General features: G+C 62.5%; 26 protein-coding genes. 9 read left to right on the top strand and 17 right to left on the bottom strand.

Going from position 1 to position 25714, the window contains the following annotated elements; all coding sequences use genetic code 11:
- Positions 1 to 58: 58 nt before the first annotated feature.
- On the top strand, positions 59 to 655 hold the full coding sequence (locus JQ611_RS26955; protein ID WP_212467107.1) for a TetR/AcrR family transcriptional regulator: 597 nt from the start codon (positions 59 to 61) through the stop codon (positions 653 to 655).
- Positions 656 to 861: 206 nt separating this feature from the next.
- Positions 862 to 2067, top strand: a complete 1206-nt coding sequence (locus tag JQ611_RS26960; RefSeq protein ID WP_249133481.1) for a serine hydrolase — start codon at positions 862 to 864, stop codon at positions 2065 to 2067.
- Between the two features lie 179 nt (positions 2068 to 2246).
- Here the strand turns inward: JQ611_RS26960 and JQ611_RS26965 are convergent, their stop codons facing one another.
- From JQ611_RS26965 to JQ611_RS26980, 4 genes are all read right to left on the bottom strand, one after another.
- A complete protein-coding gene (locus JQ611_RS26965) occupies positions 2247 to 2711 on the bottom strand; it encodes a hypothetical protein (protein ID WP_212266262.1) in 465 nt (154 codons plus the stop codon).
- A gap of 66 nt (positions 2712 to 2777) precedes the next feature.
- Positions 2778 to 5039, bottom strand: a complete 2262-nt coding sequence (locus JQ611_RS26970) for a multicopper oxidase domain-containing protein (RefSeq protein WP_212467108.1) — start codon at positions 5037 to 5039, stop codon at positions 2778 to 2780.
- Positions 5040 to 5200: 161 nt separating this feature from the next.
- Positions 5201 to 6574: a PleD family two-component system response regulator gene (locus JQ611_RS26975; RefSeq protein ID WP_212266258.1), complete on the bottom strand. Its 1374-nt coding sequence runs from the start codon at positions 6572 to 6574 to the stop codon at positions 5201 to 5203.
- Between the two features lie 15 nt (positions 6575 to 6589).
- Positions 6590 to 6955: a response regulator gene (locus JQ611_RS26980; protein ID WP_027538546.1), complete on the bottom strand. Its 366-nt coding sequence runs from the start codon at positions 6953 to 6955 to the stop codon at positions 6590 to 6592.
- A 254-nt stretch (positions 6956 to 7209) separates the two neighbouring features.
- Here JQ611_RS26980 and JQ611_RS26985 point away from each other — a divergent pair, with 254 nt between their 5' ends.
- Both JQ611_RS26985 and JQ611_RS26990 read left to right on the top strand, forming a co-directional pair.
- Positions 7210 to 7509: a DUF3572 domain-containing protein gene (locus JQ611_RS26985; protein ID WP_212266336.1), complete on the top strand. Its 300-nt coding sequence runs from the start codon at positions 7210 to 7212 to the stop codon at positions 7507 to 7509.
- Between the two features lie 173 nt (positions 7510 to 7682).
- On the top strand, positions 7683 to 8978 hold the full coding sequence (locus tag JQ611_RS26990) for a DNA polymerase IV (RefSeq protein WP_212467109.1): 1296 nt from the start codon (positions 7683 to 7685) through the stop codon (positions 8976 to 8978).
- Positions 8979 to 9104: 126 nt separating this feature from the next.
- On the opposite strand, the gene JQ611_RS26995 is transcribed toward JQ611_RS26990, so the two are convergent.
- Complete coding sequence (locus JQ611_RS26995) at positions 9105 to 9974, bottom strand: cell envelope integrity EipB family protein (protein WP_212266254.1); 870 nt, start codon at positions 9972 to 9974, stop codon at positions 9105 to 9107.
- Positions 9975 to 10222: 248 nt separating this feature from the next.
- Here JQ611_RS26995 and JQ611_RS27000 point away from each other — a divergent pair, with 248 nt between their 5' ends.
- From JQ611_RS27000 to JQ611_RS27015, 4 genes are all read left to right on the top strand, one after another.
- A complete protein-coding gene (locus JQ611_RS27000) occupies positions 10223 to 10690 on the top strand; it encodes a RidA family protein (protein WP_209844031.1) in 468 nt (155 codons plus the stop codon).
- Between the two features lie 12 nt (positions 10691 to 10702).
- The gene (locus JQ611_RS27005; RefSeq protein ID WP_212467110.1) at positions 10703 to 11449 is read left to right on the top strand and encodes a glycerophosphodiester phosphodiesterase; all 747 of its coding nucleotides are present in this window, start codon (positions 10703 to 10705) and stop codon (positions 11447 to 11449) included.
- Between the two features lie 140 nt (positions 11450 to 11589).
- Complete coding sequence (locus tag JQ611_RS27010; RefSeq protein WP_212467111.1) at positions 11590 to 12837, top strand: GNAT family N-acetyltransferase; 1248 nt, start codon at positions 11590 to 11592, stop codon at positions 12835 to 12837.
- A gap of 47 nt (positions 12838 to 12884) precedes the next feature.
- Positions 12885 to 13310: an HIT family protein gene (locus JQ611_RS27015; RefSeq protein ID WP_212388162.1), complete on the top strand. Its 426-nt coding sequence runs from the start codon at positions 12885 to 12887 to the stop codon at positions 13308 to 13310.
- 47 nt (positions 13311 to 13357) lie between these two features.
- On the opposite strand, the gene JQ611_RS27020 is transcribed toward JQ611_RS27015, so the two are convergent.
- The 8 genes from JQ611_RS27020 to JQ611_RS27055 form a co-directional block, all read right to left on the bottom strand.
- Positions 13358 to 14809 (bottom strand): serine hydrolase, encoded by a 1452-nt coding sequence (locus JQ611_RS27020; protein WP_212467112.1) that lies wholly within the window; start codon positions 14807 to 14809, stop codon positions 13358 to 13360.
- A gap of 6 nt (positions 14810 to 14815) precedes the next feature.
- Positions 14816 to 15307: a tRNA (N6-threonylcarbamoyladenosine(37)-N6)-methyltransferase TrmO gene (gene tsaA / locus JQ611_RS27025; RefSeq protein ID WP_212212375.1), complete on the bottom strand. Its 492-nt coding sequence runs from the start codon at positions 15305 to 15307 to the stop codon at positions 14816 to 14818.
- A 3-nt stretch (positions 15308 to 15310) separates the two neighbouring features.
- A complete protein-coding gene (locus tag JQ611_RS27030; protein WP_249133482.1) occupies positions 15311 to 16282 on the bottom strand; it encodes a Bug family tripartite tricarboxylate transporter substrate binding protein in 972 nt (323 codons plus the stop codon).
- A 60-nt stretch (positions 16283 to 16342) separates the two neighbouring features.
- Positions 16343 to 16699, bottom strand: coding sequence for an AzlD domain-containing protein (locus JQ611_RS27035; protein WP_212388158.1), 357 nt, complete (start codon positions 16697 to 16699; stop codon positions 16343 to 16345).
- Complete coding sequence (locus JQ611_RS27040; RefSeq protein WP_212467113.1) at positions 16696 to 17433, bottom strand: AzlC family ABC transporter permease; 738 nt, start codon at positions 17431 to 17433, stop codon at positions 16696 to 16698. The genes JQ611_RS27035 and JQ611_RS27040 overlap by 4 nt, the downstream gene beginning before the upstream one ends.
- Before the next feature lie 106 nt (positions 17434 to 17539).
- On the bottom strand, positions 17540 to 17971 hold the full coding sequence (locus JQ611_RS27045) for a nuclear transport factor 2 family protein (protein ID WP_212388155.1): 432 nt from the start codon (positions 17969 to 17971) through the stop codon (positions 17540 to 17542).
- A gap of 103 nt (positions 17972 to 18074) precedes the next feature.
- A complete protein-coding gene (locus JQ611_RS27050; RefSeq protein ID WP_212467114.1) occupies positions 18075 to 19076 on the bottom strand; it encodes a phosphotransferase in 1002 nt (333 codons plus the stop codon).
- A gap of 32 nt (positions 19077 to 19108) precedes the next feature.
- Positions 19109 to 20101, bottom strand: coding sequence for a lytic transglycosylase domain-containing protein (locus JQ611_RS27055; RefSeq protein ID WP_212467115.1), 993 nt, complete (start codon positions 20099 to 20101; stop codon positions 19109 to 19111).
- A 207-nt stretch (positions 20102 to 20308) separates the two neighbouring features.
- Here JQ611_RS27055 and JQ611_RS27060 point away from each other — a divergent pair, with 207 nt between their 5' ends.
- Positions 20309 to 20683, top strand: coding sequence for a PilZ domain-containing protein (locus JQ611_RS27060; RefSeq protein ID WP_212266232.1), 375 nt, complete (start codon positions 20309 to 20311; stop codon positions 20681 to 20683).
- A gap of 33 nt (positions 20684 to 20716) precedes the next feature.
- Here the strand turns inward: JQ611_RS27060 and JQ611_RS27065 are convergent, their stop codons facing one another.
- The 4 genes from JQ611_RS27065 to clpS form a co-directional block, all read right to left on the bottom strand.
- Positions 20717 to 21955: a sensor domain-containing diguanylate cyclase gene (locus tag JQ611_RS27065; RefSeq protein ID WP_249133484.1), complete on the bottom strand. Its 1239-nt coding sequence runs from the start codon at positions 21953 to 21955 to the stop codon at positions 20717 to 20719.
- Complete coding sequence (locus tag JQ611_RS41910) at positions 21934 to 22323, bottom strand: hypothetical protein (RefSeq protein ID WP_249133485.1); 390 nt, start codon at positions 22321 to 22323, stop codon at positions 21934 to 21936. The genes JQ611_RS27065 and JQ611_RS41910 overlap by 22 nt, the downstream gene beginning before the upstream one ends.
- A 214-nt stretch (positions 22324 to 22537) precedes the next feature.
- The gene (clpA, locus tag JQ611_RS27070; protein ID WP_212467116.1) at positions 22538 to 24952 is read right to left on the bottom strand and encodes an ATP-dependent Clp protease ATP-binding subunit ClpA; all 2415 of its coding nucleotides are present in this window, start codon (positions 24950 to 24952) and stop codon (positions 22538 to 22540) included.
- A gap of 271 nt (positions 24953 to 25223) precedes the next feature.
- Entirely contained in the window at positions 25224 to 25556 is a 333-nt protein-coding gene (gene clpS, locus JQ611_RS27075) for an ATP-dependent Clp protease adapter ClpS (RefSeq protein ID WP_192733729.1), read from the bottom strand.
- Between the last annotated feature and the right edge of the window lie 158 nt (positions 25557 to 25714).

A 25714-nucleotide genomic window follows, 5' to 3' on the forward strand; every position in this document is an offset into this window, starting at 1 on the left:
GTGTAACTAGTCTATAAGGACCCCCGACTGTCAAGGCGGAAGGATATCGCGCACACGCATGGCACCCCCGCCCGCCAAACCCGCAATGAAAGACCGGATTCTCGAAACCGCGGATAGGCTGTTCTATCTGCAGGGGATTCGCGCGGTCGGCGTCGATACGATCGCGGCCGAAATCGGCATCAGCAAGCGCACGCTGTACAACCACTTCCCCTCCAAGGATGCCTTGATATCGGCCTATCTGGCACGCCGCTTCGTGCAGCCTCGGCCGTCAGACAAGCCACCCGTCGAGCAGATTCTCGGCACCTTCGATGCGCTGGAGCGGCGCTTTGCAGCCAAGGATTTTCGCGGCTGCCCGTTCGTCAACGCGGTGGCCGAACTCGGCGGCGAGGATAAATCCGTCCGCAAGATCGCAATCGCGTTCAAGGAAAGCCGCCGTCTCTGGTTTCGCGATCTGCTGGTGCAGCTCGGCGCCGCCGACGCGGAATGCCTTGCGACGCAGCTAGCGTTGCTGGTCGACGGCTCGATCGCGCAGGATCTGGTGCGCAACGATCCGGCGATGGCGAGAGCGGCGAAAGCGGCCGCAACGGTGTTGCTGGCGAATGCGGGAGTGCAGGTCGGTGGGGCCTCGCAAAAGCCGCAAGTCAAATCGCGGTGAGATAATCATGCTCTATCGTCGTCCCTGCGCACGCAGGGACCCATACGCCGTGGCCTTTCAATAGGGCGATGTGGTAGCTACCTTCCGCTACCAGTGAGGCCGGTGGTTATGGGTCCCCCGATGCGCAATTGCGCATCTGAGCGTTCGCAGGGACGACAAAAAAATTCGGCCCGTGCGATGCGTGTGCCGGCAAATGAGGAAACACCATGGAAGACCTGAAAGTGACGGCTGGCGGTTACGACTTCAAACCGGCCCACGCGGCCATGCAGCGTTATATCGACGGCAATCTGCTGTCCGGCATCTCCTGGGCGGTCATGGTCGGCCGCGATCTGGTTGATGTCAATTGCGTCGGCTGGGCTGACAAGGAAGCGCAGACGCCGCTACGCCCCGACCATATCTTTCGGATTTTTTCCAACACCAAGCTGATCACTTCCTGCGCCGCATTGCTGCTGTTCGAGGAAGGCAAATTTGGGCTCGATGACCCGATCGAGAAGTTTATTCCGCAGCTTGGAAATCGAAAGGTGTTACGCCCTGGCGCAACCTCGCTCGATGACACGGAGCCGGCGAAGAGCCCGATCACCATCCGTCAACTGTTGAGCCACAGCTCCGGCCTGAGCTACGGATTCTTCGATCCCGGCACCACGATCTTCAAGGCCATCAACGAGCGCGGCGTCCACAACCCGATGACGACGCTTGCCCAGATGGTCGACGTGCTGGGGGACCTGCCGCTGATCTATCAGCCGGGGACGTCCTGGGAATACTCGCTTGCCATCGACGTGGTGGCGCGGCTGGTGGAAGTCATCAGCGGCCAAAGCTTCGACAGGTTCATCCAGGCGCGGATTCTTGATCCACTCGGCATGGTCGACACCGGTTTCGTCGTGCCGGAGAAGGACTGGGGAAGACTGGTCGCGTATTACGCCGGCGCTGACATGATGGAGCCGATGAAGCCGGGCCTCACCCGTACCGATAACGCGCCCTTCCCCGGCGCCTATCTGCGGCCCATTGCGAGACTCAATGGCGGTGGCGGCCTGGTCTCAACGATGTCCGACATGGTCGCGTTGATCCGAAGCCTGCTGCCTGGCGGCCGAACGCTGCTCAAGCCGGAAACGATTGCGCAGATGATGACCAACCAGCTGCCGGACGGTCAGTGGATCCGCTTTGCCCTGATGGGCGAACAGGTCGGCAAGGCGCACACGCTGGCCGGCGGTCTGATCGTAAAGCCGACGCCGTTCGATCACCCCGATGCCTCGGGCGAGCTCTACTGGGGCGGCCTCGCCGGCACGCAATGGTGGATTTCGCCACGACACAACATGGCCGGCGTGATGATGGCGCAGCGCCAGATGGCGTTCGTCCACCCGTTCTCGTTCGAGTTCAAGCGGCTGGCCTACGATGCGGTGAAGCGCGGGCGGTAGGCTAGACTAGCTCCACGATCTTTACCTGCGTCTCCGGATTGGCCTCAATGTAGCGCGGTGTCGTGCGAAGATTGGAGTGACCAGCCAGCACGCAACGACCGTTGCTGCATTCATCCGCGTCATGCTCAGGCGAATTGCTGCAAATGCCTCGCCATGAATCTAAACTTCCCGGAAAGGCTCTAAGGCTTCAGTTTGAACGTGCCCCACATGTCCGAGAGGTGAATAATGCACCAGAAATTAACGTCAGCCTGAAAGTTGTCCATTATCTGGAGCTTTACCGACGGGAGTAGTTCGACATTAAACCGGCTGCGGCCGCACTCGACCTCGCGCAGCACGTGGTTGGGCTTGGTACTAGGATCCTCTCCGCAAGCGAGGACCAGTTGCAAATTCTCAGCGGCGTTTGGATCGCTGCCCGGCTTGTCCAGCGTTACGACGCCGTGGCCCAAGGTCGCGAGCCTGAACTCGATCACGTCACCCTTCTTTACTTCTACGGGAAGCGGGTTGACCCCGGGATTGGTGCCAAGCCTCCATTTGGCGCCCTGGTTCGTGATCACGATGTTATCGGCTCGGGCGGGGCCCGAGGCCAGCAAGCCGGGCCCAAGCAAACCCAACGACAGCAACACTGCATTGAGCGATGTTCGCATGGCATCCTCCTGTAAGTATTTCACCTGACGACGAGCGCCGGTTTCACGACAGATGACGGAAAACACCTATTGCGTCGCGGGCATCGGCTTCCATACCTCGATCGGAGCCATGAGGCCGGTGTCTTCATGTTTCAGTATGTGGCAGTGGAACACGTAACGGCCGACTTGCTCTTCGGCGACAAAGCTCATGATGACAAAAACTTTTTTGGACGGAGGCATCGGGATGGTGTCGTGCCATTCCGTATTCTTGTCCGCCGCCTTGGCCTCGTACAGCTTGTAGACCGGCCCCTTGCACGCGGGCGGATCGGCGCAAACCTCCGCCGGCTCATTTGTCACGTCGATCTTGAATTGGTCGGTGAGTTCTTTGGCGGTTGCCAGGCGAAATTTCATCTGGTGGATATGGAAATTGTGAAGTTGACCGGTCCCGTTCTTGAGCACCCAAAGTTGTTGTTGGCCGCTCGTGTTTCCGGGGCTGCTGGGATCGGCGAAGACGCACACATGCGGCCGCAGACCATTGCTGTTGTCCCAGTCAATGTTTCCGTCGCCGAGATCGTAGTCCTCGAATGGGATGCCCACGAGGCCTTCGTCCGGGTCGATCTTTCCCACCGTCTTTGCATCGACTGACACGAAACTGTCGTATGGCACTGGTGAAGTGCTGCCATCCGGCGGATGCACGATCTCGGTCAGGACGCTCCAATTTATTATTTTGCCGGGTGGCGGGATGCTGACGTCTTTGAATGTCACCCTTCGATGCTCATTCTTTGCCGGATCGATGTCGTCGACGCAGCCCTTCGGCTTCGTCGCGACGCGTGCGCCTTTCGACAGGATGACGGCCTGAAGATCAGCTCTTGCTGCAACCGCATTGAGCGCAATTTCCTCGGTGCATGATACGGTGCTCGCTTTGAGCACGATACGTATCAGTTGAATTTCGGGCCAACGATCGCTTTTTGTGTTGTTGACGGTGCCGGCATTCAGACCTTTGGTGCGCAAGACATAGGTCTGTTCTTTTGGTCGCAGGCAATCATTGCGAATGAAAATTTCAGCGCGTGAGGCCGGCATCAGAACGAGATCGTCCACCGGCGTCGCCTGAACGGGTATCCGGTTCGGGTCAGCGAGAACCGCCTTGGCGGGAACCACCCCATCGACGCCCACAAGAAGCAGCTTTTGCTTGTCGGCCTCGTTCTGCTCGTTATTGAGCTCCAGCCAATAGACGACGTTCGGGCTCAGGTTGCCGAGACGGAGCAGCAGGTTCCTTCCACCCTCCACCGTGATTGTGGGGAAGCGCTGCCCGTTGACGGTGAAAAGCCAGGCGTTGTCCTTATCTCGCTGGCAATACCCCTTCCGGAGCTGCTTGGCGTCCTCGTCCTCTTTGAGTTGCCCATCGACCAAGCGCCACACCCCGCACTCGCCATCGTCCTTGACCCAGCCCTTGAGGTCGGGCGCCCAGGTTGCGGTCTTGGGCGTAGCCGTGCCGGCATCCGGCAGCGCGTCGATCCTTCGCAGCGAGATGTCGCGCAGCAACGCATAACGGACGTCGGTCCGCGCCTTGAGGCCAGCGGTTGCCTGCGGGTCATCAAGGCATTTGGTCTGATCGGCTGGATCCTTCTTGCACGCCACCACGTTTGCCTTTGCGTCGCCGACGGAAAGCAATCCCGACAGCCCGCCCATTACCTGATCCGACGAGCGTCCGTGCATATGAGAATGGTACCAATTGAGTCCGCTCGGATGCGGGATCTTGCCGACCTCGTCGAGGACGCGCGCGTCGAGACTGTGTGGTATTGGCACGTGATAAGCGAACGGCGCCTCACCTGGCTTCCAATATGTATAGACGTTGTCGCCGTCGCCCTTCCTTGCGGCATCGTCGTTGGGATCATTTGTGCGGCGGGCATTCCGGGGAGTTACAACACCGCCATGGAAAAAATGCAGGTTGGTGGCGTTGTCGGTCCCGTGGTGTCCCGCGTTCGCACCATCCGAGTCTGATGGCACCCGGGGTTTGAGCGAATTCTCGAGCACCGCTGCCGCGGTATCGCCAACGTCTACTTCGATCACTGGCGATAAATAGAAGCCATTGTAGTTCTCAGTCTCAACCGTGTAACCGCCGACCTTGATCTCGCTGGTCACCGCCTTGAGGTTTACCTGCACGCGTTTGGCGTTTGGAAGACCCGGAACCGGCTGATCTGTTACCGTACAGAGGGCTGCCGGCGCGGTTGATGCGGCGGGATCTCGCGAACATACTGGCGGCAGCACCAACTCGCACTCGCCCACTGTTGGATCTTGTGCGCAGGTGATCTGGCCATGGGACGGTTCGATCCCGAGAGGAAGGATCAAGACAGCCGCAATTGCCCAGGCAAAGTATGAATTGGATATACGAGCAGCCCGAATATGAGTCACTGCAATTGACTCCCGCTAGCGCACATCACAGCACAATCAAAGCGTGTGCACAACAGCGGTTGCACTGCGGCAAAACGCCCGCAGGCAATGACGACTAGCTAGGCCGCGGCGGAAACCACGCGATTGCGCCCGTCGTGCTTGGCGCGATAGAGCGCCGTGTCGGCGCGTTTAAGCACGTCGGCGACCGCCTCGCCCTTGCGCTCCAGCGTCGACAGCCCGATCGAGACCGTGACCTCGATGCGCTTGGTGCCCTTGGCGATGGCGAACGTCTCGCTCACGATCGAACGGCGCAGCCGCTCGGCCACCATGCCTGCCACATGCAGGTCGGTTTCCGGCATCACGATGACGAACTCCTCGCCGCCGTAGCGGCAGGCGAGATCGATGCCGCGGATCGACTTGCGGATGCGCACCGCGAATTCGCGCAGCACATCGTCGCCGGCGTCGTGGCCGTAATTGTCGTTGATCGCCTTGAAGAAATCTATGTCGAGGATCATCAGCGCCAGCGGCTTGCCGCGGCTCGAGGCCTGTTCGGCCAGCGTCGCCAGATGGCTTTCCATGTAGCGGCGGTTATGCAGACCGGTCAGCGCGTCGGTGATCGCCATTTCGATCGAGTTCTGCACGTTGTCGCGCAGATGGTCGGTATAGCGGCGCTTGCGGATCTGGGTGCGCGCGCGCGCCAGCAATTCGTTCTTGTCGACCGGGCGCAGCAGATAGTCGTTGACCCCGATCTCGAGCCCGCGGAGCAGCCGCGCATTGTTGTCGGCATCGGAGATCGCCAGTATCGGCACCTGACGGGTCCGCTCCAGCGAGCGCGCCTGGCTGCACAGCCGCAAGCCGTCGTAGTTTTCGAGGCTGAGGGAGACGATCAGCAGATCGTAATTGCCTTCGGCGGCATGAAACAACGCTTCGGCCGGATTGGCCTCGACATCGACGGTATGCTCGGTGGAGAGCAGCGGCGCCAGCCGCTCGTAGGATGACGGGCGGTCGTCGACCAACAGGATGCGCCCGCCGACGCCCTTGTCGGCCACCGCCGTACGTTCGGGCGCTTCCATGCCGATTTCCAGCGAGGTGATGGCGCGCATGCGCAGCTCATCGGTCATCATCTTCAGCCGCGTCAGCGAGCGCACGCGCGCGATCAGCACCACGTCGGACACCGGCTTGGTCAGGAAATCGTCGGCGCCGGCCTCCAGGCCGCGCACGCGATCGGACGGGCTATCGAGCGCGGTGACGATCACGACCGGAATGAAATGCGTGGCCGGGTTGGACTTCAGCCGGCGGCAGACCTCAAAGCCGTCCATATCGGGCATCATGACGTCGAGCAGGATGATATCGCATTCTGCGCGCGAACAGACATCCAGCGCCTCGGCGCCGTTGGTGGCGGTCAGTACATCGAAATACTCGGCCGACAGACGGGCTTCCAACAGCTTGACGTTGGCGGGAACATCATCGACGACCAGGATACGCGCAGACATCGAAACTCACTCCCACTACCCAATAAAACGCCGTACTGTCTCAATAAACTTGCCGACCGAAATTGGTTTGGACAAATACGCCTCGCAGCCGCCTTCGCGGATGCGTTCCTCGTCGCCCTTCATGGCGAATGCCGTCACCGCGACCACCGGTATCGCGCGCAGTTCCGGATCGTCCTTGATCCAGCGCGTCACCTCGAGGCCGGATACCTGCGGCAATTGAATATCCATCAGGATCAGATCGGGGCGCAGCTTGCGAACGAGATCGAGCGCCTCGAAGCCATTGCTGGTGCCGGAGGTCTGATAGCCATGCGCTTCCAACAGGTCGCGAAAGAGCTTCATGTTGAGCTCGTTGTCCTCCACGATCAGGACGGTTTTGGCCATCCCGTCCCTCCCTTATCCCAGGATACAGGCCCGGCCTTTGGGTGCTTCCGCACCGTCTTTCCGGGCTTGTCGAAAAGTGAAATCAAACTAGCGCCAGATTCGCTCTAACCCGTTAAATCCGAGTCCTGTTTTTCTACTAACAAGTGCCATCTTTTCGCGAAGCGGTTTCCACTTGCTTGAACACATTCCGCAGACTCGGGCATGATGGCCATCAAACTAGAGACCATAAGTTAACGGAAAGGCAAACCCGTTTGTTGAAAAAGCCTGTTCACAACCCCCGGGAAGTAGCTGAAATCGTTGCGGTTCAGGCGCTTTCCTTCATTGCGTCCGACCCGGAGCGCCTGGGCCTGTTTCTGGCCGAGAGCGGAATCGGCCCGGAGACGCTCCGGACGGCCGCCGCCGACCCGCAATTTCTGGCCAGCGTGCTGGATTTCGTGATGCGCGATGACGCAACCGTGAAGGCGTTTGCGGCCGCCTCCGAGCTCCATCCGACCAACATCGCCGCCGCCCGTCAGGTGCTTGGCGACCCGCATTGGGAGCGCGACGTGCCGTGAGCGCACTGGCGCAGGCACCAGTGCGGCGAATTTGAAGTTCCTACCAGACTCGCGGTAACCTCTTCGTAGGAACTACAAATTCATCAGCCGCACTGGCAAAAATAATGTTGCTGGTGCTCCTTATCATTCCGCAGTTCGCATAGGTGGTGCGGCAAATGCGTGCGAACTGCGGAATGGGAGCACCAGTCGGTCCGCGCTGTTTTTGCCGGGATTGCCTCGGCGACCTCGACATCAAGGCCAGGCGGTGCGGTGAATGCGGCTCCCCTCGCCTGGTTCGGCACCCTTCGTTACCGGCGCTGGCGATGGCGCATATCGATTGTGACGCATTCTACGCGACGGTGGAAAAGCGCGACAACCCGGAACTTGCCGACAAGCCGGTCATCATCGGCGGCGGCAAGCGCGGCGTGGTGTCGGCCGCCTGCTACATCTCGCGGACGTTTGGCGTGCGCTCGGCGATGCCGATGTTCAAGGCGCTGGCGCTCTGTCCCGCGGCGATCGTGATTCGGCCGGACATGGCCAAATATGTCCGGGTCGGCCGCGAGGTGCGCCACGCCATGCAGACGCTGACGCCGCTGGTCGAGCCGCTGTCGATCGACGAGGCGTTTCTCGACCTTTCCGGCACCCAGCGCGTCCACGGCATGATCCCGGCCAAGGTGCTGGCGCGCTTTGCCCGTGACGTCGAGCGCGACATCGGCATCACCGTCTCCGTCGGCCTGTCCTGCAACAAGTTCCTCGCCAAGATCGCCTCCGATCTCGACAAGCCGCGCGGCTTTGCCGCCCTTGACCAGGCCGAAGCCCGCGAGATGCTGGCCGACAGGCCGGTCGGTTTCATCTATGGCGTCGGCCCCGCGACCCAGGAAAAGCTGCTGCAGCGCGGCTTTCGCACCATCGCGGACCTGCAGCGCGCCGACGAGGTCGATCTGATGAAGCAGTTCGCCAGCGAAGGCCGAAGGCTGTGGCGGCTGGCGCGCGGCATCGACGACCGCCTGGTGGTGCCCGATCGCGGCGCCAAGACGATTTCGAACGAGACCACCTTCGATAATGACATCCGCGATTTCGCGACGCTGGAGCGAACGCTGTGGCGGCTGTCGGAGAAGGTGTCATCGCGCCTCAAAAGCAGCAACCTTTCCGGTTTGACCATCACACTGAAATTGAAGACCGCCGATTTCAGGCAGCGCACCCGCTCGCAATCGATCCAGGCGCCGACGCAACTGGCGGCAAAGATCTTTGCGGTGTCCCGCGAATTGCTGGCGAAGGAGATCGACGGCACCGCCTTTCGCCTGATGGGCACCGGCGTCAGCGCGCTGCGCGCAGGCTCGCAGGCCGACGACACCGACATGCTGGATCGCCGCTCGGCCCACGCCGAACGCGCGATGGATGATCTGAGGAAGAAGTTCGGCAATGCCGCTGTGATCAGGGGGATTGCGTACAAGGGGCCGGAAAAGGACGAGGAAGACGAGGAGGAGTAACTAATCTTGTCATGGCCGGGCTTGACCCGGCCATCCACGTCTTCCTTCTTCGCGGCGCCAAAAACGTGGATGCCCGGGACAAGCCCGGGCATGACGGAATTCAGTGCAGCACCGACGACCAACCCGTCACTTACAAGGCTTGGAATCCCTGACGTCAAACTTCCCCATCGCGCCGGAAATGACAAAGTCATTGTAATCCAGCATCAGCGCGCGCGAGACGCCGTTCTCGAACAACTCGAACGACATCGCATAGACCGGCGTCTGCTCGCCGTCCTTGGCTTTGGCGTCGCGGTCGTAATAGCTCACCGTGACCGGCCAGCGCGTCAGCGACTTCATCTGGTCGTTCGCGGTGGAGGGATCGGGGGAAGCGATGGTCTTGGTGCCTGGAATCGGCTGCCCGATCACCGACAGCGTGTTGTAGACCTTCTCGCCATTATCAGAGCCGTCATAGACCATCAGTTCCAGCACCGACTTGCCTTCGCGGGCAGCCGCGATGATGAGCTGGATCTGCTCGGTCGGGAACACGATCTTGCCTTCGAGATTGAAGGTCTTCGCCACCGGCTGTTTCAGCTTGACCGTGATGTGATCGCCGGTCCGCTCGGCAACGCCGTCGACCGGGGCGGAATCCGTATCGTTCATCCGCGTGTCGATCTTGAAGCGGTAGCTCTTGCCTGCCGCGTCTTCCCAGGACTTCGAGCGCAAATCGCTGAGCGTCAGCTTGCCCTCGCCGCTGTCGAGCTCCGACACCTGCCTGAATTCGGACGTGTAGCCCTCGCAGGCGCTGCCGGAGAAATTGTAGAGGATGCGCCCGCGCGCGCCGCTGATGGCGTTGGAGCCGCGCGACTTGACCAGGTTGAGTTCGTAGAGCGCCTGATGGGCAAGGAATGGCCCGCTTGCGGCTGACAGCGCTGGCCCGGCCTGGAAAACCGATCCTGTTGCAACGGCTGCGATTGTCAGCACCCAAGCACGAGGCGGAATCCGGAACGGTCGAGCCATGTGTTCTCCTTGTGAAGCGGAAGATTCGATACATTACTGTCGGCTCTATTGCGTCGCAACTAGGGCGATGTCACGAAATCGTAGGAATTTGACGCCGGAATGCCACGTTTTCCGGCCTGTTTCTCGGAATTGCCCCCGCTTGCGGGTGTGCGCCTCCAATCCGCCCTCGCTTGCAACCTCGAACGTGATGCGCGAAACAATGCGGACCTGAAAAGGTCAGATGTGTTCAATTTAAACGGGGACGAAACATGGCGGGTACGGTCGAACAGAAGCTGGCGGCACAAGGTATCACCTTGCCCGAGCCCCGCGCCGCCATGGCGAACTATGTCGGCTTCGTCCGCACCGGAAACCTGCTGTTCGTCTCCGGCCAGGTATGCGCCAATGCCGAAGGCAAGCTGATCGCCAAGGGCAAGCTCGGCGCCGGCGTCACCACCGAACAGGGCTATGCCGCCGCACAGGGTTGCGCGGTCAATCTGCTGGCGCAGATCAAGGCCGCGCTCGGGGATCTCGACAAGGTGGTGCGCGTGGTCCGGCTCGGCGGCTTCGTCAATTCGGCGCCGGATTATTTCGACGGGCCGAAGGTGCTCAACGGCGCGTCCGACCTGATGGTCACAGCCTTCGGCGACAAGGGTCGCCATGCCCGCACCACCGTCGGCGTCTCTTCCCTTCCCTCCGATGCGGCGGTCGAAGTCGACGGCGTGTTCGAGGTCTCCTGAAAGCAACGCGCGATGCGAGCGCCTGATTGGTTGACGGCACGGCCGGTCGCCCATCGCGGCCTGCATGACGCTGCGCGCGGCATCCTCGAGAACATGCCGGGCGCGGTGCAGGCGGCGATCTCGGGAAATTTCTCGATCGAGGTCGATATCCAGCTTTCCGCCGATGGCGAGGCGATGGTGCATCATGACAATGCGCTCGGCCGCCTCACCGAGGGCTCGGGCGCATTGCTCGGCAAGACCGCCGCCGAACTGAAGGCGGTCAAATTCAAGAATACGCCGGAGCGGATGATGTCGCTCGGCGATCTCTGCACGCTGGTCGCCGGCCGCGTGCCCCTGGTGATCGAGGTCAAAAGCCATTTCGATGGCGACCGCAGGCTGGTGACGCGGATGGCAGAGGTGCTCGCTACCTATTCCGGACCCGCAGTGGGTATGTCGTTCGACCCCGACCAGGTGCTGGCGCTGCGCGAGCTGATCCCCTTGCTTCCCCGCGGCATCGTGGCCGAGCGCGAATACACTGAGGAGGAATGGCCGGAAGCGTCGGCGGCACAGCGCCGGGGCATGACCCATCTGCGTCACGCCTTCCGCACCCGGCCGCATTTCGTCGCCTATTGGGTCAACGAACTGCCAGCGGCCGCGCCCTGGATCGCCCGCAACATTTTCGGCCTGCCGCTGCTGACCTGGACCGTGCGCACGCCGGACCAGCGCGCCCGCGCCATCAGCTACGCCGACCAGATGATCTTTGAGGGATTTGTGCCCTGACGTCTTGGGCTCGAGGTTTCCCGCCGGGAACCTGATCCGCACTGCACGGCCTTGAAGTCGCGCGTGCAATGCACGATCTTTCCGGATGTTGGTCACCATCGCGATGGCTGATCGCAGTGTGGGACCGGTCCGAATTCTCGATGGCGTCATCCGAAATCACCCTCGAAGCCGTCCCCTCCGCCAGCGATATCCCGGCTGCGGAATGGGACGCCTGCGCCAATCCGAAGGGCGATCCGAACAGCCTCGAAAACCTCGACACGCTGGCTTCACCCGGCGTGGCAGGCGATTCGTGCGCCGACTCAAAACCTGCCTATAACCCTTTCGTTTCTCACGCTTTTTTTGCCGCCGCCGAAGCCTCCGGCTCGGCCTGTGCCCGCACGGGGTGGGGTCCGCGGCATCTCCTCGCCCGGCTCGATGGCGTCATCGCCGGCATCGTACCCTGCTATCTGAAATCGCACTCGCAAGGCGAATACGTCTTCGACCGCGGCTGGGCGGATGCCTATGAGCGCGCCGGTGGCCGCTATTATCCAAAACTGCAGGCCTCGGTGCCGTTTACGCCCGCCACCGGCCCGCGTCTGCTGATCCGCGGCGACGTCGACCACGAGCGGATCGGGACGGCGCTGGCAAGCGGGCTGATGGCGCTGTGCAACGCCACCAACGCCTCTTCCGTGCACGTAACGTTTGCCCGCGAGGCGGAAGCAAAGTTTCTCGGCGCCCAGGGATTCCTGCAGCGTACCGACCAGCAGTTCCACTGGCACAATGACGGCTACAAGACCTTTGACGACTTCCTGGGATCGCTGAACTCCCGTCACCGCAAGGCGATCAAGCGGGAGCGGCGCGAGGCCGTCTCCGCCGGCATCACCATCCACCGCCTGACCGGCAGTGACATCACCGAGGAGGCCTGGGACGCCTTCTTTGCGTTCTACATGGAGACCGGCTCGCGCAAATGGGGCCGGCCCTACCTCACGCGAAAATTCTTCTCGCTGATCGGCGAGAGCATGAGCCGGGACGTGATGCTGGTGATGGCGCGGCGGGGTGGCCGCTGGATCGCCGGCGCCATCAATTTCATCGGCGGGGACACCCTGTTCGGCCGCAATTGGGGCGCGGTCGAACATCATCCGTTCCTGCATTTCGAGGTCTGCTATTATCAGGCCATCGAGTTTGCGATCGAGCGCGGCCTGAAAACGGTGGAAGCCGGCGCGCAGGGCGAGCACAAGCTGGCGCGCGGATATCTGCCGCAGACGACTTATTCGGCGCATTACATCGCCGATCCCGATTTGCGCCGGGCGATCGCGGACTATTTGAAGCGCGAACGCGCTTACGTCGCCGAGGTCGGGAGGGAACTCACCGAGGCCGGGCCGTTCCGCAAGGCCGCCGACGAGGCTTGACCTTTACAATATCGATCCGAGAATGAGAGCAAACCGAGGGAACCACCATGTCCGCCGCCTATGACACCAACAACATCTTCGCAAAGATCCTGCGCGGCGAATTTCCCTGCCACAAAGTCTATGAGGACGAGCATGTGTTCGCCTTCCTCGACATCATGCCGCGTTCGCCCGGCCATACGCTGGTGGTCCCGAAGGCGCCTGCCCGCAACATCCTCGACATCACGCCCGACGACTACGCCCATGTCGCCCGCGGCGCCCATAAGATCGCCGCCGCCGCGATGAAGGCCTTCAAGGCCGACGGCATCACCATCCAGCAGTTCAACGAACCCGCCGGCGGACAGGTCGTCTTCCACCTCCACATGCACGTGCTGCCACGCCACGAGGGCGTCGCGATGCTGCCGCCGGCGAGCCGCAAGGAAGACGTCAAGGTGCTGGAAGACAACGCGACCAAGCTGATCGCGGCGTTGGGGTAGCGGAGTTGCAAGAGCGTGCCGGGTCCCATGAACCCAACGGCCCGCGCTCACTGCACCCGCGTATCAAGTCTCATTAGACCATCCGCAGTAAAGAGTTGTAGCCGGGAGCCGCTTGCGACAACGGAAAAGCATGCCTCGCGCGTGTTGGGCTCGTTCAGCGTTCGACAGAGGCGATCGCCGTCGACGCGCCATGAACCCGTGAACCGTTCCCGCTGCTCGGCGCCCGCCAGGATCGAAAGCGTCCCATCGGCACGCAGTTGCCATAGATACGGGCCGCCGCTCAGCATCTCGCCGACCGAAAAAGTCGCCCCGGTCAGTTTCGCCTTGATTTCCTCGCCTGCGAGACGATCGCCCGCCGCGTGAGCCAGACTGACATCCGGCCCGACATCCCTGTCGCCTGCCGCCGACAGAATGAGCCACAGCAGCCGCGCAAGTTGCGGGGTCGTCGGTTCGGGCTTGCGCTGGCCCGGTAGCGGCCCGACCGGGACATCGCTGTTGACGCGATGAACGATGACGAGATCGTAGGCCGGGATCACGAAGGCATACTGCCCTTCAGCACCCATGGCGGCGAAGGTGCCGGCCGGGACCCTGACCATCGGTGCGCCGTTGTTATCGGGAAATCCGATCCACCACAGATATCCGTAGCCGTACCCCCGCCCCTGGTCGGGAAATGCATCGGAATAGGACTGCGTACTTTCGCGAACCCATGCGCTCGGAATGATCTGCCGGCCGCTCCACCGTCCCTCGTGCAGATAGAGCAGCGCAAACCGGGCCAGGTCGCGCGCGCTCATGCGGATGGGATAGGCGGGATGCTCGGAGGGCTTGCCCCTGAAATATTCGCCGTCGCCCGGCTGATAGTCCTGCATCCCGATCGGCCGCGCGATCCGGCCCTGCAAGGCTGTGAAGATCGAGTCTCCCGTGGCGCGCTCATAGATCGTCCCGAGTGCGTTGAAATCCCAGTTGTTGTAGTACCAGAAGGTTCCGGGTGGATGACTGCCGCGCGCGGGGCGTCGTCGGGCCATGCCCGGCGTTTCGTACAGCGCCGCGTGGTAGATGCCCGACCGCGACTTCAGGAGATCGCCGACGGTCGCAGTTTTTTCGGTCGGGGTCAGGCCCGGCGTGTTGTCGTCGATGCCGAGGCTTTCCATGGTCGCGCCGAGATCGATCTTGTGTTCGTCGACGGCAATACCGATCAGCGCGCTAAGCAGGCTCTTGCGGATCGAATGTAGGTTGGACTTGATCGCAACGTCGCCCCATTGGGCAACAACGAGGCCGTGCTGAACGATCATCACAGCGGCTGACGGCGCGATCTGCTGCGACCAGGATTTTGCCTCCGCCAGTTTTTCGGCCGACCAACCCGCAGCCTCCGGCGTCGTCGACTCAAAGGCCGCGCCGGGATAATGCTCCACGATCGCAGGCGAATCCGCTCGCACCGCCGCACCTGCGGCAAGGCCGAATAGCATGACCGCGGTGAAAAGCCTCAGGCCCGTCCGCTTCATGGAGAATCACTCCGTCTCGAAATCCCCTGCCTGCGGCGGCGCCAGTGGGGTGAACTCGCAGCGATCTGGCTTGAGGTCGATCAGCGGCGTCTCGTCGAGGCAATCGAGGCCGCGCACCAGCACGACGTTGCCTTCGACGCCGACCAGCTTGACGATCGAGGTGCCGATCGGATTGGGCCGCACCGGCGTACGCAGCGAGAATGCGCCGCGCGTATTGCCGTTGTTCTTCGGGCTTTGCAGTACGAGGTCCCGTCGCGACTGGTGCAGCCAGTAGATCACTTCGAGATTGGAATAGAAGTCGACGCCCTTGATCGCAGGCACCCAGGGCTCGAAAATCTCCAGCCGGCAGACCGGGCCGTCGTGACGGCCCTGCCGCGGGGTTTCCAGCCGCGATTTCCAGGGCGTGCGGATGCGCCCGATGAAGACAAGGCCGGCGTCGCGCGCCGGTGGCATATCGACGGCGAGTTCGCCTTCGCGGATTTCACTTTCCCGAACCATATCCTAATCCAGTGAGATGTTGAGCGCCTTGATCACACCCGCCCAGCGCGCGCGATCGGTTGAGATGAACTGGTCGATCTCGGCCTGGCTGCGCGGACGCAGCGGCGGAAAGCCGACCTTCTCCAGCGAAGCGCGGAACGCATCGTCGGCCAGCGCCTTGTCGAGGCTGGCGGTGATTTTTCGCGCGATATCGTCAGGCAGTTTTGACGATGCTGAAACGCCGTACCAGACGCTGACGCCGTAGTCGGGATAACCGCTTTCGGCCATGGTCGGAACGTCGGGCAGATCGGGGATGCGTTGCGCCGAGCTCACCGCGAGCGCCCGCAGCAACCCGCCCTTCACCGGCGGCAGCGCGGTGCCGAGCGTGTCGAACATCAACTGGATATTGCCCGATATCAGATCGGTCAGCGCAGGGCCCGCGCCCTTGTAGGCGACATGAACCATGTCGACGCCGGCCATCTGCTTGAACATCTCGCCGGCGAGATGAATGGTGCCGCCGGTGCCGGCCGATCCGAAATTGAGCTTGCCGGGATTCTGCTTGGCGTAAGCCACGAACTCCGCCACCGTCTTGGCCGGCACGGAAGGATGAACCTCCATGACAACAGGCAGATCGGTGATCAGCGCCAGCATCCGGAAATCCCGCTGCGGATCATAGGGCAGCTTTTTGTACAGCATCGGATTGAGCACGAAGATCGATGCCGCCGTAAAGAACAGCGTGTAGCCATCGGGCTCGGCCCGCGCCGCGGCCTCGGCGCCGATCGCGCCCTGCGCGCCGGCCTTGTTCTCGATCACCACCGGCTGCTTCAGGTCGCGGCTGAGATATTCGCCGACCATGCGCCCGAGCACGTCGGTCGGACCGCCCGCCGCATAGGGCACGATCAGCTTGATCGCACGGGTCGGATATTCGGCTGCCTGCCCTTGCGGCGCGGCTGCAACCAAACCAAAGGCCATAGCCGCCACTGCGCGCCAATTCATGCCGTTCCCCTTGCCGTTTCTGAGTTGAAGGGACACTACCGGATTATGCAGCGGCTGCAATCAACCGAGCCACCATTTTCCCGCCACCATTGCGACCTCGCCCGAAACGACGCCGGCGAAGATCGAGCGCCGCGTCAGCATGAACACCGCAAAGCCCGCGGCGACCGCGCCATAACGCAGCCAGTCCGGCACGCTCGCGAGCGCGCCCGGCGGCTGCACCAGGATCTGCGCGATGACGCCAGCGAGGATCGCGGTCGCCACCGCCCTCACCCAGATCAGCGCTTCCGAGCCCTCGTCGACGCCGCCGCCGAGCCACAGCCCGAGCATGCGCCAGACCTCGTTGGGCAGGAAACCCGCGATGACAAGCACCAGCAGCGCGTGAGGGTCACCCAGAAAGTTTGCGAGCCAATCGTTCATGCGCGCGCCCGCCACCAGTGCGCGCCGTAAGCGATCGTGCCGGCCGATATGCCAGAGATCAGGATGTCGACGCCGGTCTGCAGCGTCGCGACAAGCGGATACAGCGCGAGCCCAAGCACCAGCGCCAGCACGTCCGATAGCTGGCGGCAGTTGCGCGCGGTCGAGAGCAGGAACGCCAGCGGCGTCAGCATCAGGATCGCGGCGGCGAACAGCGCCGGCAGATTGGCGGCCAGGCCGTAGCCAAGCGCGGTCGCGACCAGACAGACGGAAAGCAGGCCGCAGCCGAGCCCGTGCGTGAATGCGATGCGCCGCGCGCGCGGCACCAGCGGCAACAGCCGATAGCACTCGACCCACAGCGTAACCGCGATGAAATGCGTCGCGAGCACCAGATGACGGCGCTTGGTCCCGGGCATGCGCATCAAGGGCAGCACCGACACCACCATCGGAAACAACCTGATCGCACTGACGGCGACCGCAACCGCCGCCTGCACCACGGTCGCCCCGGAGCCCAGCGTCGTAATCAGGATGATCTGCGCCGGCCCCGCCCAGACCAGAACCGTGCTGCCGAGCACCCAGCCCAGGCTGAAATGGCTGTCATGGGCCAGCGCGCCGATGCCGAGATAGGTCGCAAACAGCACCAGCGTCAGCACGGTGGTGACGACCGAGCGCATGCCCCAAGCGAAGGCGCGCAACGGGCTTTGCCATGTCACAGAGTCGAGCGGAGGGAGCGCCACGTATAGCCGGCCGGGGGTGAATCCTGTCGGGCATAACGGCGGTGAAACAAGGCGGCGTCAAGCGAGGCCCGCCTCAGGGCTGGCATGCAGCCGCCGGTCCGTGGCCCTACGACGCCGCCATCTGCCTGACGGCGTCATCGTAATTGCCGAGCACACGTTCCTCCAGATCGGTATCGCAATATTCGACCACCTCGGCGATCTTGTCGCCGCGAAACTTGAATACGAAGCAATACTCATTGTTGTAGCGCTGGCCGCGCTTGGTCTGCACGTCGCCGCGCACTTCGGCCACGACGAAATCGCCCTCGGCGACCAGATTGATGGCGTGCGCCCGATACTCGGTCGCGAACAGCGCAAACAGCGGTTTCAGCAGCTTGGTGCGAACCTCTTCCTGACCAGAAAAGCGTTTCGACCAGCTGCTGTGGCCCGGAAAGCGCCAGACATAGTCGGGGTGCACGGACGCGCCGAACACGCTGCGATCGCCGGTCTCCAGCGCCTGATAAATGCGCCGGATGGTGTCCTTGTTCTCGATGGTTCCCATTTGAAGTCTCCGTTGCGGGTGCAACTGACATGCCCGAGACGCGGTCTATTCGTCCAATCGATCGATCATATAGTCGCCATTCACTCGGTGAATTTCGGCAAGGCTAGACGGCGCCTTCGAGTTTCGGCGCAGCAACGCCGGACAGGAATGACGCCAGGTACATCTTGCCGAGGATGTGCCGGGTCCCGACCGCACCGCGTATGAGCCGTCCTTCGTCGATCGCAAGGCGGAACTGCTCGGGAGTTGGGGCGGAAAGATCGGTGTCGTCCTTCGCCCATGACGCCGCGGCCGACGCGCTAAACATGACGCCCGCATAAAAAAGGCAGGTGAGCGCGCGGACCGACGCCAGCCGGGAAAGAAGCGCCTCGTCAGGCGCGCGGCCGAACCAGGCCGTGAGCAGCACATCTTCCAACTCCTGGGAACGCGCGAACTGATTGAGCACGATCGCCGCATCGACCAGGGGATCGTTGCGACAGGCTGATTCCCAATCGATCAGCCAGAGCCGTTCGCCGTCGAACAGGATGTTGTTCGGAGTGGGATCGTTGTGGCTGGAGACCAGCCTGGACGCGCCTGCGTCGTAGGCTTCCCGGAGCAGTTCGAGACGCTCCACATGCGCATCAAGCACGCCGGCGGCAAACAGGCCGGTCCGCCGCACATGCGCAAACAGGCGCGCGACGATGTCGCCATAGTTGACGTAATAAGGGAAGACCGCAGTGGCCTGCACCCGCGAGAACAGCTCTCCCAGCGCCCGCGCCAGTGCGGGCGGCCCTCCCGGATAGGTTTTCAGCGGTTGGTGCTCGACGAAGTCGATCACCACGATACGGGCCGCCTCGTCGAGATAGCGAATGGCAGGGGCAATCCCCGCCTCCGTCGCGATGCGCATCGAGACATATTGGTGCGGATTGCGCAGCGGGCTTGGCTCGCCCTCGATCCGCAACAAATAGCGCCGTTGGCCTACTTCGACACGATAGACCGATGCCGTCGTCGCCCCACCTGTCATCGCCGTGATCGCGCCGACCGGAGCCGAGCCAAAGGCGGCAGCGAGCGCTGAGCGCGCGGTCTCGCGATGGGCTATTGAGAACACGTCGAAATTGTCTTTGCTCATGAATGTACCTTACTGCGCGCCAAGGCGGTCGGTCACCCCGGCACGCCCCTGTTTCGCAGCACAAAGCACGCCCCGCCGGCTCGGCGGATGCGGTTGCAGAGATCATCGGCCGCAGGCCGCGTGTCCGCGCCAATCCGCACCTGGTAGAACAGGCTGCTGCCGCGGGTGCGCAGCCGCGCGCTGAGCAGGCTCGGGTCCTGGTCGCCGATCACAGCATTGAGTCGCTTCATCGCGCGCGCATACATGGCCAGCGCCTTGTCGCGGTTGAAGCCAGCGGCGAGCTGCACACCCCACAATTTCGCGGCCGAGAGCGTGATGCGCTGTTCGAGGCCCGTCACGAAGGGATTGGGCGCGCGCTTCAGCAAGGCCATCAGTTCGCGGCAACTGGAGGCTGGTGCGGCTTCCGGCATCTTGCCGTTCCGTCCTGCGGTTGCCCACTCCTCGACCGTTGAGCCGGTGATGGCGACGACATAGTTGCGGGTTTCCTGCGGCATGTATCCCGTGCCGGCGAGCCATTCCTGCACCCGCCTCGGGCCGGCATTATAGGCCGCCGCCGCGAGGCCGAGATTGCCGAACTGATCGCGCAACTCGCTGAGGAACTCGGCGGATTTCGGCAATGCCTGCACGGGATCGAAGGGATCGAGCAGCCGCCGTTCGTTCGCGGTTCCCGGCATGAACTGCGCAATGCCCTGCGCGCGCTGGCCGCTCCTGGTCATCGGCCCCACCGCGTCGGATTGAAAGCGGCTCTCCTGCCAGATCACGCGCGCGAAGAATTCCAGCGGCAGGTTTGCCGCCCTCGCCGCCGATTCCACCATCAGGCACAGCGCCTCGCGCGTATCGCTCTCGCGCGCGGTCTCCTTGGGCTTCTCTGGAGCTGCCGCGTCCGGCAGTTTCGCAGGTTCCTCGACGCCCGGCCGCGCGGGATCGGTCGGCGCGGATGTTGCGTCCTGGGCGACAGCCTGCGCAAGCGACGCCAGCATCGCCAGCAAGCTCAACCCTGCGCGGAGACCCTGACCTGTTCGCATTGCCGTCTGATTTCCATCGAAGGTACTTAATAGCGGCCCGGCGCTGTCGGTTCCAGAGCGCGGCGTAACCATGTTTGGGCCACGTAAAGCCCTGAATCGCCGCCATCGCGGCCGATGTTGGTTTACGTTAACGCCGCTTTTTGCCGGCCAAAGCCTTTCGCGGCCGATAAAGCGGCGTAAAAGTCTTCCTTTGACTGGGAGATATCGATGCAGGACCGACGCGAGAACGCGCGCGACAAGGTGATTTACGGCGGCGTCGCGGAAATCGGCGAGAACGGCGCGAGCCGTGAATGCATCGTTCGCAACATCTCCGACAAGGGCGCCAGCGTCGAATTCAGCAATACCGCCGACCTTCTGAGGGAACAGATCTCGCCGAGGGAACAGATCTCGCTTCGCATCGCACGTAAAGGCCGCTCCTTCCTCGCCAAGGTGGTGTGGTGGCGCGATAATTTCGTCGGCCTTGCCTTCAGTGGCGAAACTCCGGCCGCGCCCGTCTCCGATCTGGAGGAGCGGCTGCGCAAGAGCGAAATCAAGAAGCGGCAGCTTCAGCGCCGGATCAACGAGCTGCTCGGAGAACGCTGACCGTTGGACGTCGCCTTGCGCGCCTGTCCTGCCTCACTCCGCGGCGAGCTTTGCCGCCGGCGGCGGCGACCATCCAACGACGCGATTGCGCCCCTGATCTTTGGCCTGGTACAGCGCCTGATCGGCCGCCTTCAGTAAGGCCTCAAATCCCGGCATACTCACGGTCGCGGCCGCAAAGCCGATACTGGCCGTGACCCTGAAATGGACCTCGTCAGCCTGCAACGTGCTGGCGGCGACGGCCTTGCAAATCCGGTCCGCCACGATCCGCGCCTGATAGAGATCGGTCTCCGGCAACAGCATCGCGAATTCCTCGCCCCCGAGCCGGCCGACGATATCGGACGAGCGTTTGCCCTCCAGGCAGGCATTGGCGACCGCGATCAGCGCATCATCACCGATCGCGTGGCCGTAGCGGTCGTTCACCGATTTGAAGTGATCGACGTCGATCATCAGTACGGAGAGCGGCCGGTAGTAGCGCTGAAACCGGCTCCATTCCGCCGCAGCGAGCGCCATGAAATGGCGGCGGTTGCACAGCCCCGTCATGGAATCGATCGTCGCCAACTCTTCCATCTGCCGGGCGTTGTGAACCAGATCGGTGACATCGCAATAGGTGATCATCCGGCCGCCGTTCTTCAGGACCGAGCAACGCGCCCGAATGTGCCGGCCGTCGGTGCTTTGCAAATCCCGCAACGGCTCGTTGCCCGCCCGGACAGCGGCGACCCGGCCGGCGCGGAAAGCGTCCAGTTCTTCCGGCGTCAAACCGCGATCGGGTGCCAGCGACGAATTCGCGAGCAGCGATGCATAGGAGGGACGGCGCGCAGCCTGCTCATCGGTGACGCTCCAGTATTGTTGCATCTTGCGGTTGACGAACTGCGCATTGAGATCGCTGTCGAGCAGCACGACGCCTTCCGATAAATTGTCGAGGGCGCCGCGCAAGACTTCCAGTTCGTCCATGTGACGGACAATGTCGGTCACGTAGGTGTAGCTGATCATCCGCCCGCCATTCGGCAGGTTGGCGCATTGCATCCGGACGACGTCACCATTGGTGCGGCGCAGATCGAGCGGCGTGGTGTCGCCTTCCCTGACCAGGCGAACGCGGTTGGCGACGTAAGCGTCGATCTCGGCAGGCGCAATCTCGTAAGCCCTGGTGTCGCGGCCGTGATACATCAGCGCCACGAAAGCCGGATTGCGGTCGGCGACCTCGTCCGGCAAAGCCCACATGCGGCGGAAGGCGCGGTTGATGAATTGGGATTTCAGGTTGGCGTCGAGCAACAAACGCCGACATCGACCACGTCGAGCGCGGCACGGAGCGCCAGCATCTGGCCACGCATGATCTGATCGGCGCCCTTCGCTTCCTCGGGACCGGCCTGGGCGGCTTCTGCCTTGACGTCTGCCGCCGTCTCGAACACGAGGCCGATCTGTTTCTCCGACTGCCACGACCGCTTGCACGGCTGCGGATCGCCTTCACCCGGAATCATCAGATGGAAGTGCAGGGGAATGCCGAGCACGCTCTCCACCTCGATCACGGCGCCGGTGTCGGATATCCGGCGGACGGTGCAGTCGATGGTGGACTGGCCATAATTGGAGATGATCTTGCCGGCCAGGAAGGTCCGGCCTCGAGCCATCGGTCTTTGTTCGGACATGACAGCGTTTTCCAGTTTTGCCTGGCCCGATTAAACGGGCGCATGGTCTAAACTGGCTTAACCTGATGGTTCCGACCGCGCTCCTGCGGACGCCGGCTTCATCCCAATGCTAACGACCGGTTAACGGACCGGCGATTGAAGCCGGCAATCGCCCAGCAAAAAGCCGGCGGTCTTTCGACGCGCCGGCTTCGTCAATGCGTAAAATCCTGGCCGCTCAGACCTTGACCAGCGGCCCCCGCGAGGCCGGCCCATTGGAGCCGCCCCCGCCATTGGGACCGGATTTCGGCTTCCGCGGCGTGGCGCGCTTGCGCGCACCGGGCAGCTTCTCCGGCTTCGGCGTCACCGGTCCTTCGACGAACTCGAAGCCGATCTTGTCCCTGCCTTCCACCTCGTCCTTGATCAGCACGACGCGGACATGGCCGCCACCCTTCAGCCGGCCGAACAGCACTTCATCGGCCAACGGCTTCTTGATGTGCTCCTGGATGACGCGCGCCATCGGACGCGCGCCCATCTGCTCGTCGTAACCATGTTCGATCAGCCAGGCCTTGGCGGGCTCCGACAATTCGATGGTGACGTCGCGATCGGCCAGCTGCGCCTCGAGCTGGAGCACGAACTTCTCGACCACCATGCCGATGACGTCGGCATTGAGATGGGCGAACGAGACGATGGCATCGAGGCGGTTGCGGAATTCCGGCGCGAACTGCCGGTTGATCGCTTCGTGGTCGTCGCCTTCCCGCTTGCTGCGCGTGAAGCCGAAGGCCTGGCGCGCGAGGTCGGCCGCACCCGCGTTGGTGGTCATGATCAGGATCACGTTGCGGAAATTGACCTGCTTGCCGTTGTGATCGGTGAGCCGGCCATGATCCATGATCTGCAGTAGCACGTTGTAGAGATCCGGATGCGCCTTCTCGATTTCGTCAAGCAGCACCACGCAATGCGGATGCTGGTCCACGCCGTCGGTGAGCAGGCCGCCCTGGTCGAAGCCGACATAGCCCGGAGGCGCGCCGATCAGGCGCGACACCGTGTGCCGCTCCATATATTCGGACATGTCGAAACGGATCAGCTCGACGCCGAGCGACGCCGCCAGCTGTTTTGCCACTTCGGTCTTGCCGACGCCGGTCGGACCGGAGAACAGGTAGGAACCGATCGGCTTTTCCGGCTCGCGCAGGCCGGCACGCGCCAGCTTGATCGACGCCGACAGCGCGTCGATCGCCTTGTCCTGGCCGAACACCACGCGTTTCAGGGTCTGCTCGAGATGCTTGAGCACCTCGGCATCGTCCTTCGATACGCTCTTGGGCGGAATCCGCGCCATGGTCGCGATCGTGGTCTCGATCTCCTTGATGCCGATGGTCTTCTTGCGTTTGTTCTCAGCCACCAGCATCTGCGCCGCGCCCGACTCGTCGATCACGTCGATCGCCTTGTCCGGCAGCTTGCGGTCGTGGATGTAGCGCGACGACAATTGCACCGCGGCCTCGATCGCCTCGTTGGTGTATTTCAGCCGGTGGTAATCCTCGAAATAGGGTTTCAGGCCCTTGAGGATCGCGATGGCGTCTTCCACCGTCGGCTCGTTGACGTCGATCTTCTGGAACCGGCGCACCAGCGCGCGATCCTTTTCGAAATGCTGGCGGTATTCCTTGTAGGTGGTCGAGCCCATGCAGCGGATCGTGCCCGACGCCAGCGCCGGCTTGAGCAGGTTGGATGCATCCATCGCGCCGCCGGAGGTGGCGCCGGCGCCAATCACGGTGTGGATCTCGTCGATGAACAGGATCGCGTTCGGATGCGCCTCCAGTTCCTTCAAAACCTGTTTGAGCCGCTCCTCAAAATCGCCGCGATAGCGCGTGCCCGCGAGCAGCGTACCCATGTCGAGCGAGAACACGGTCGCCGCGGCCAGCACTTCCGGCACTTCCGAGTCGACGATGCGCTTGGCAAGGCCTTCGGCGATCGCGGTCTTGCCGACGCCGGCTTCGCCGACGAACAGCGGATTGTTCTTCTGCCGGCGGCACAGCACCTGGATCGCCCGGTTGATTTCGGAATTCCGTCCGATGACGGGATCGATCTTGCCGTCGCGCGCCTTCTTGTTGAGGTTGACGCAGTAGGTATCGAGCGCCTCGCCCTTTTTCTTGGCGTCCTCGTTGCCCTTGGTCTCGGTTTCCTCGTCGACGCCGCGAACCGGACGCGCTTCGGAAACGCCGGGACGCTTGGCAATGCCATGGCTGATGTAATTGACCGCGTCGTACCGCGTCATGTCCTGCTCCTGCAGGAAATAGGCGGCGTGGCTTTCACGCTCCGCGAAGATCGCGATCAGTACGTTGGCGCCGGTCACTTCTTCGCGACCGGACGACTGGACGTGAATCACCGCGCGCTGGATCACGCGCTGGAAACCAGCGGTCGGCTTGGCGTCGTCGGCTCCGTCCGTCACCAGATTTTCGAATTCGGTCTCAAGATAATTGACGAGGCTGGTGCGCAGCTTGTCGAGATCGACGCTGCAGGCACGCATGACCGCGGCTGCATCCGAGTCATCGATCAGCGACAACAGCAGGTGTTCGAGCGTCGCGTATTGATGATGCCGCTCGTTTGCAATCGCCAGCGCACGATGCAGGGATTGTTCAAGGCTTTGGGAAAAAGTTGGCATTCGCGTCCTCTGTGGCCCCCGGTCATCATGATCGCCATTACCCGGTCAGGCAACAACAACCTTCGTCATCCCGTGTCATATAGTTACGCACGATCGTGGCGAAAGACAGGTTCCGTGAACAGTGGTTTTTCTCTAAACTTTCGCACCACCGCGACACGAGAACCAACCCGAAAAACTACTGGGTTGCCGCCTGCTTCCTCCAGGGCGGAACAATGCAAGACCTGTTCCTTTTAGCCGGTCGCCGTTTAGCCGGTCGAGGCTGGTGCAGCGGCTATTTCTTTTCCATCACGCATTGCAGGGGATGCTGATGCTTGCGTGCAAAATCCATCACCTGCGTCACTTTGGTCTCGGCGATTTCGTAAGTGAACACGCCGCACTCACCGATACCGTGGTGATGGACATGAAGCATGATCTTGGTGGCGGCTTCCGCGTCCTTCTGGAAGAACTTCTCCAGCACATGAACCACGAACTCCATCGGCGTGTAATCGTCGTTCAGGATCAGGACACGATAGAGATTCGGACGCTTGGTCTTCGGCTTGACCTTGGTGATGACCGAGGTCGACGGACCGTTCGTCCCTGCATTGCGGTTTTCGTCATTGCTCATCCGGGGAGCAGAGACGGCTGTCGCGGCCGGCGCGGACGAATAGGCTTTGGAGTTCAACTGCAACATGGCTCAGGCGTTCGACATTCCCATGGGAAACCGGACAGCGCATCGTCGCACGCTCGCGAAGGCCCCAAGACGACCACCACAAGGCACCCAGC

The organism is Bradyrhizobium sp. AUGA SZCCT0182 (genome assembly GCF_018130185.1).
Taxonomy (GTDB): Bacteria; Pseudomonadota; Alphaproteobacteria; order Rhizobiales; family Xanthobacteraceae; genus Bradyrhizobium.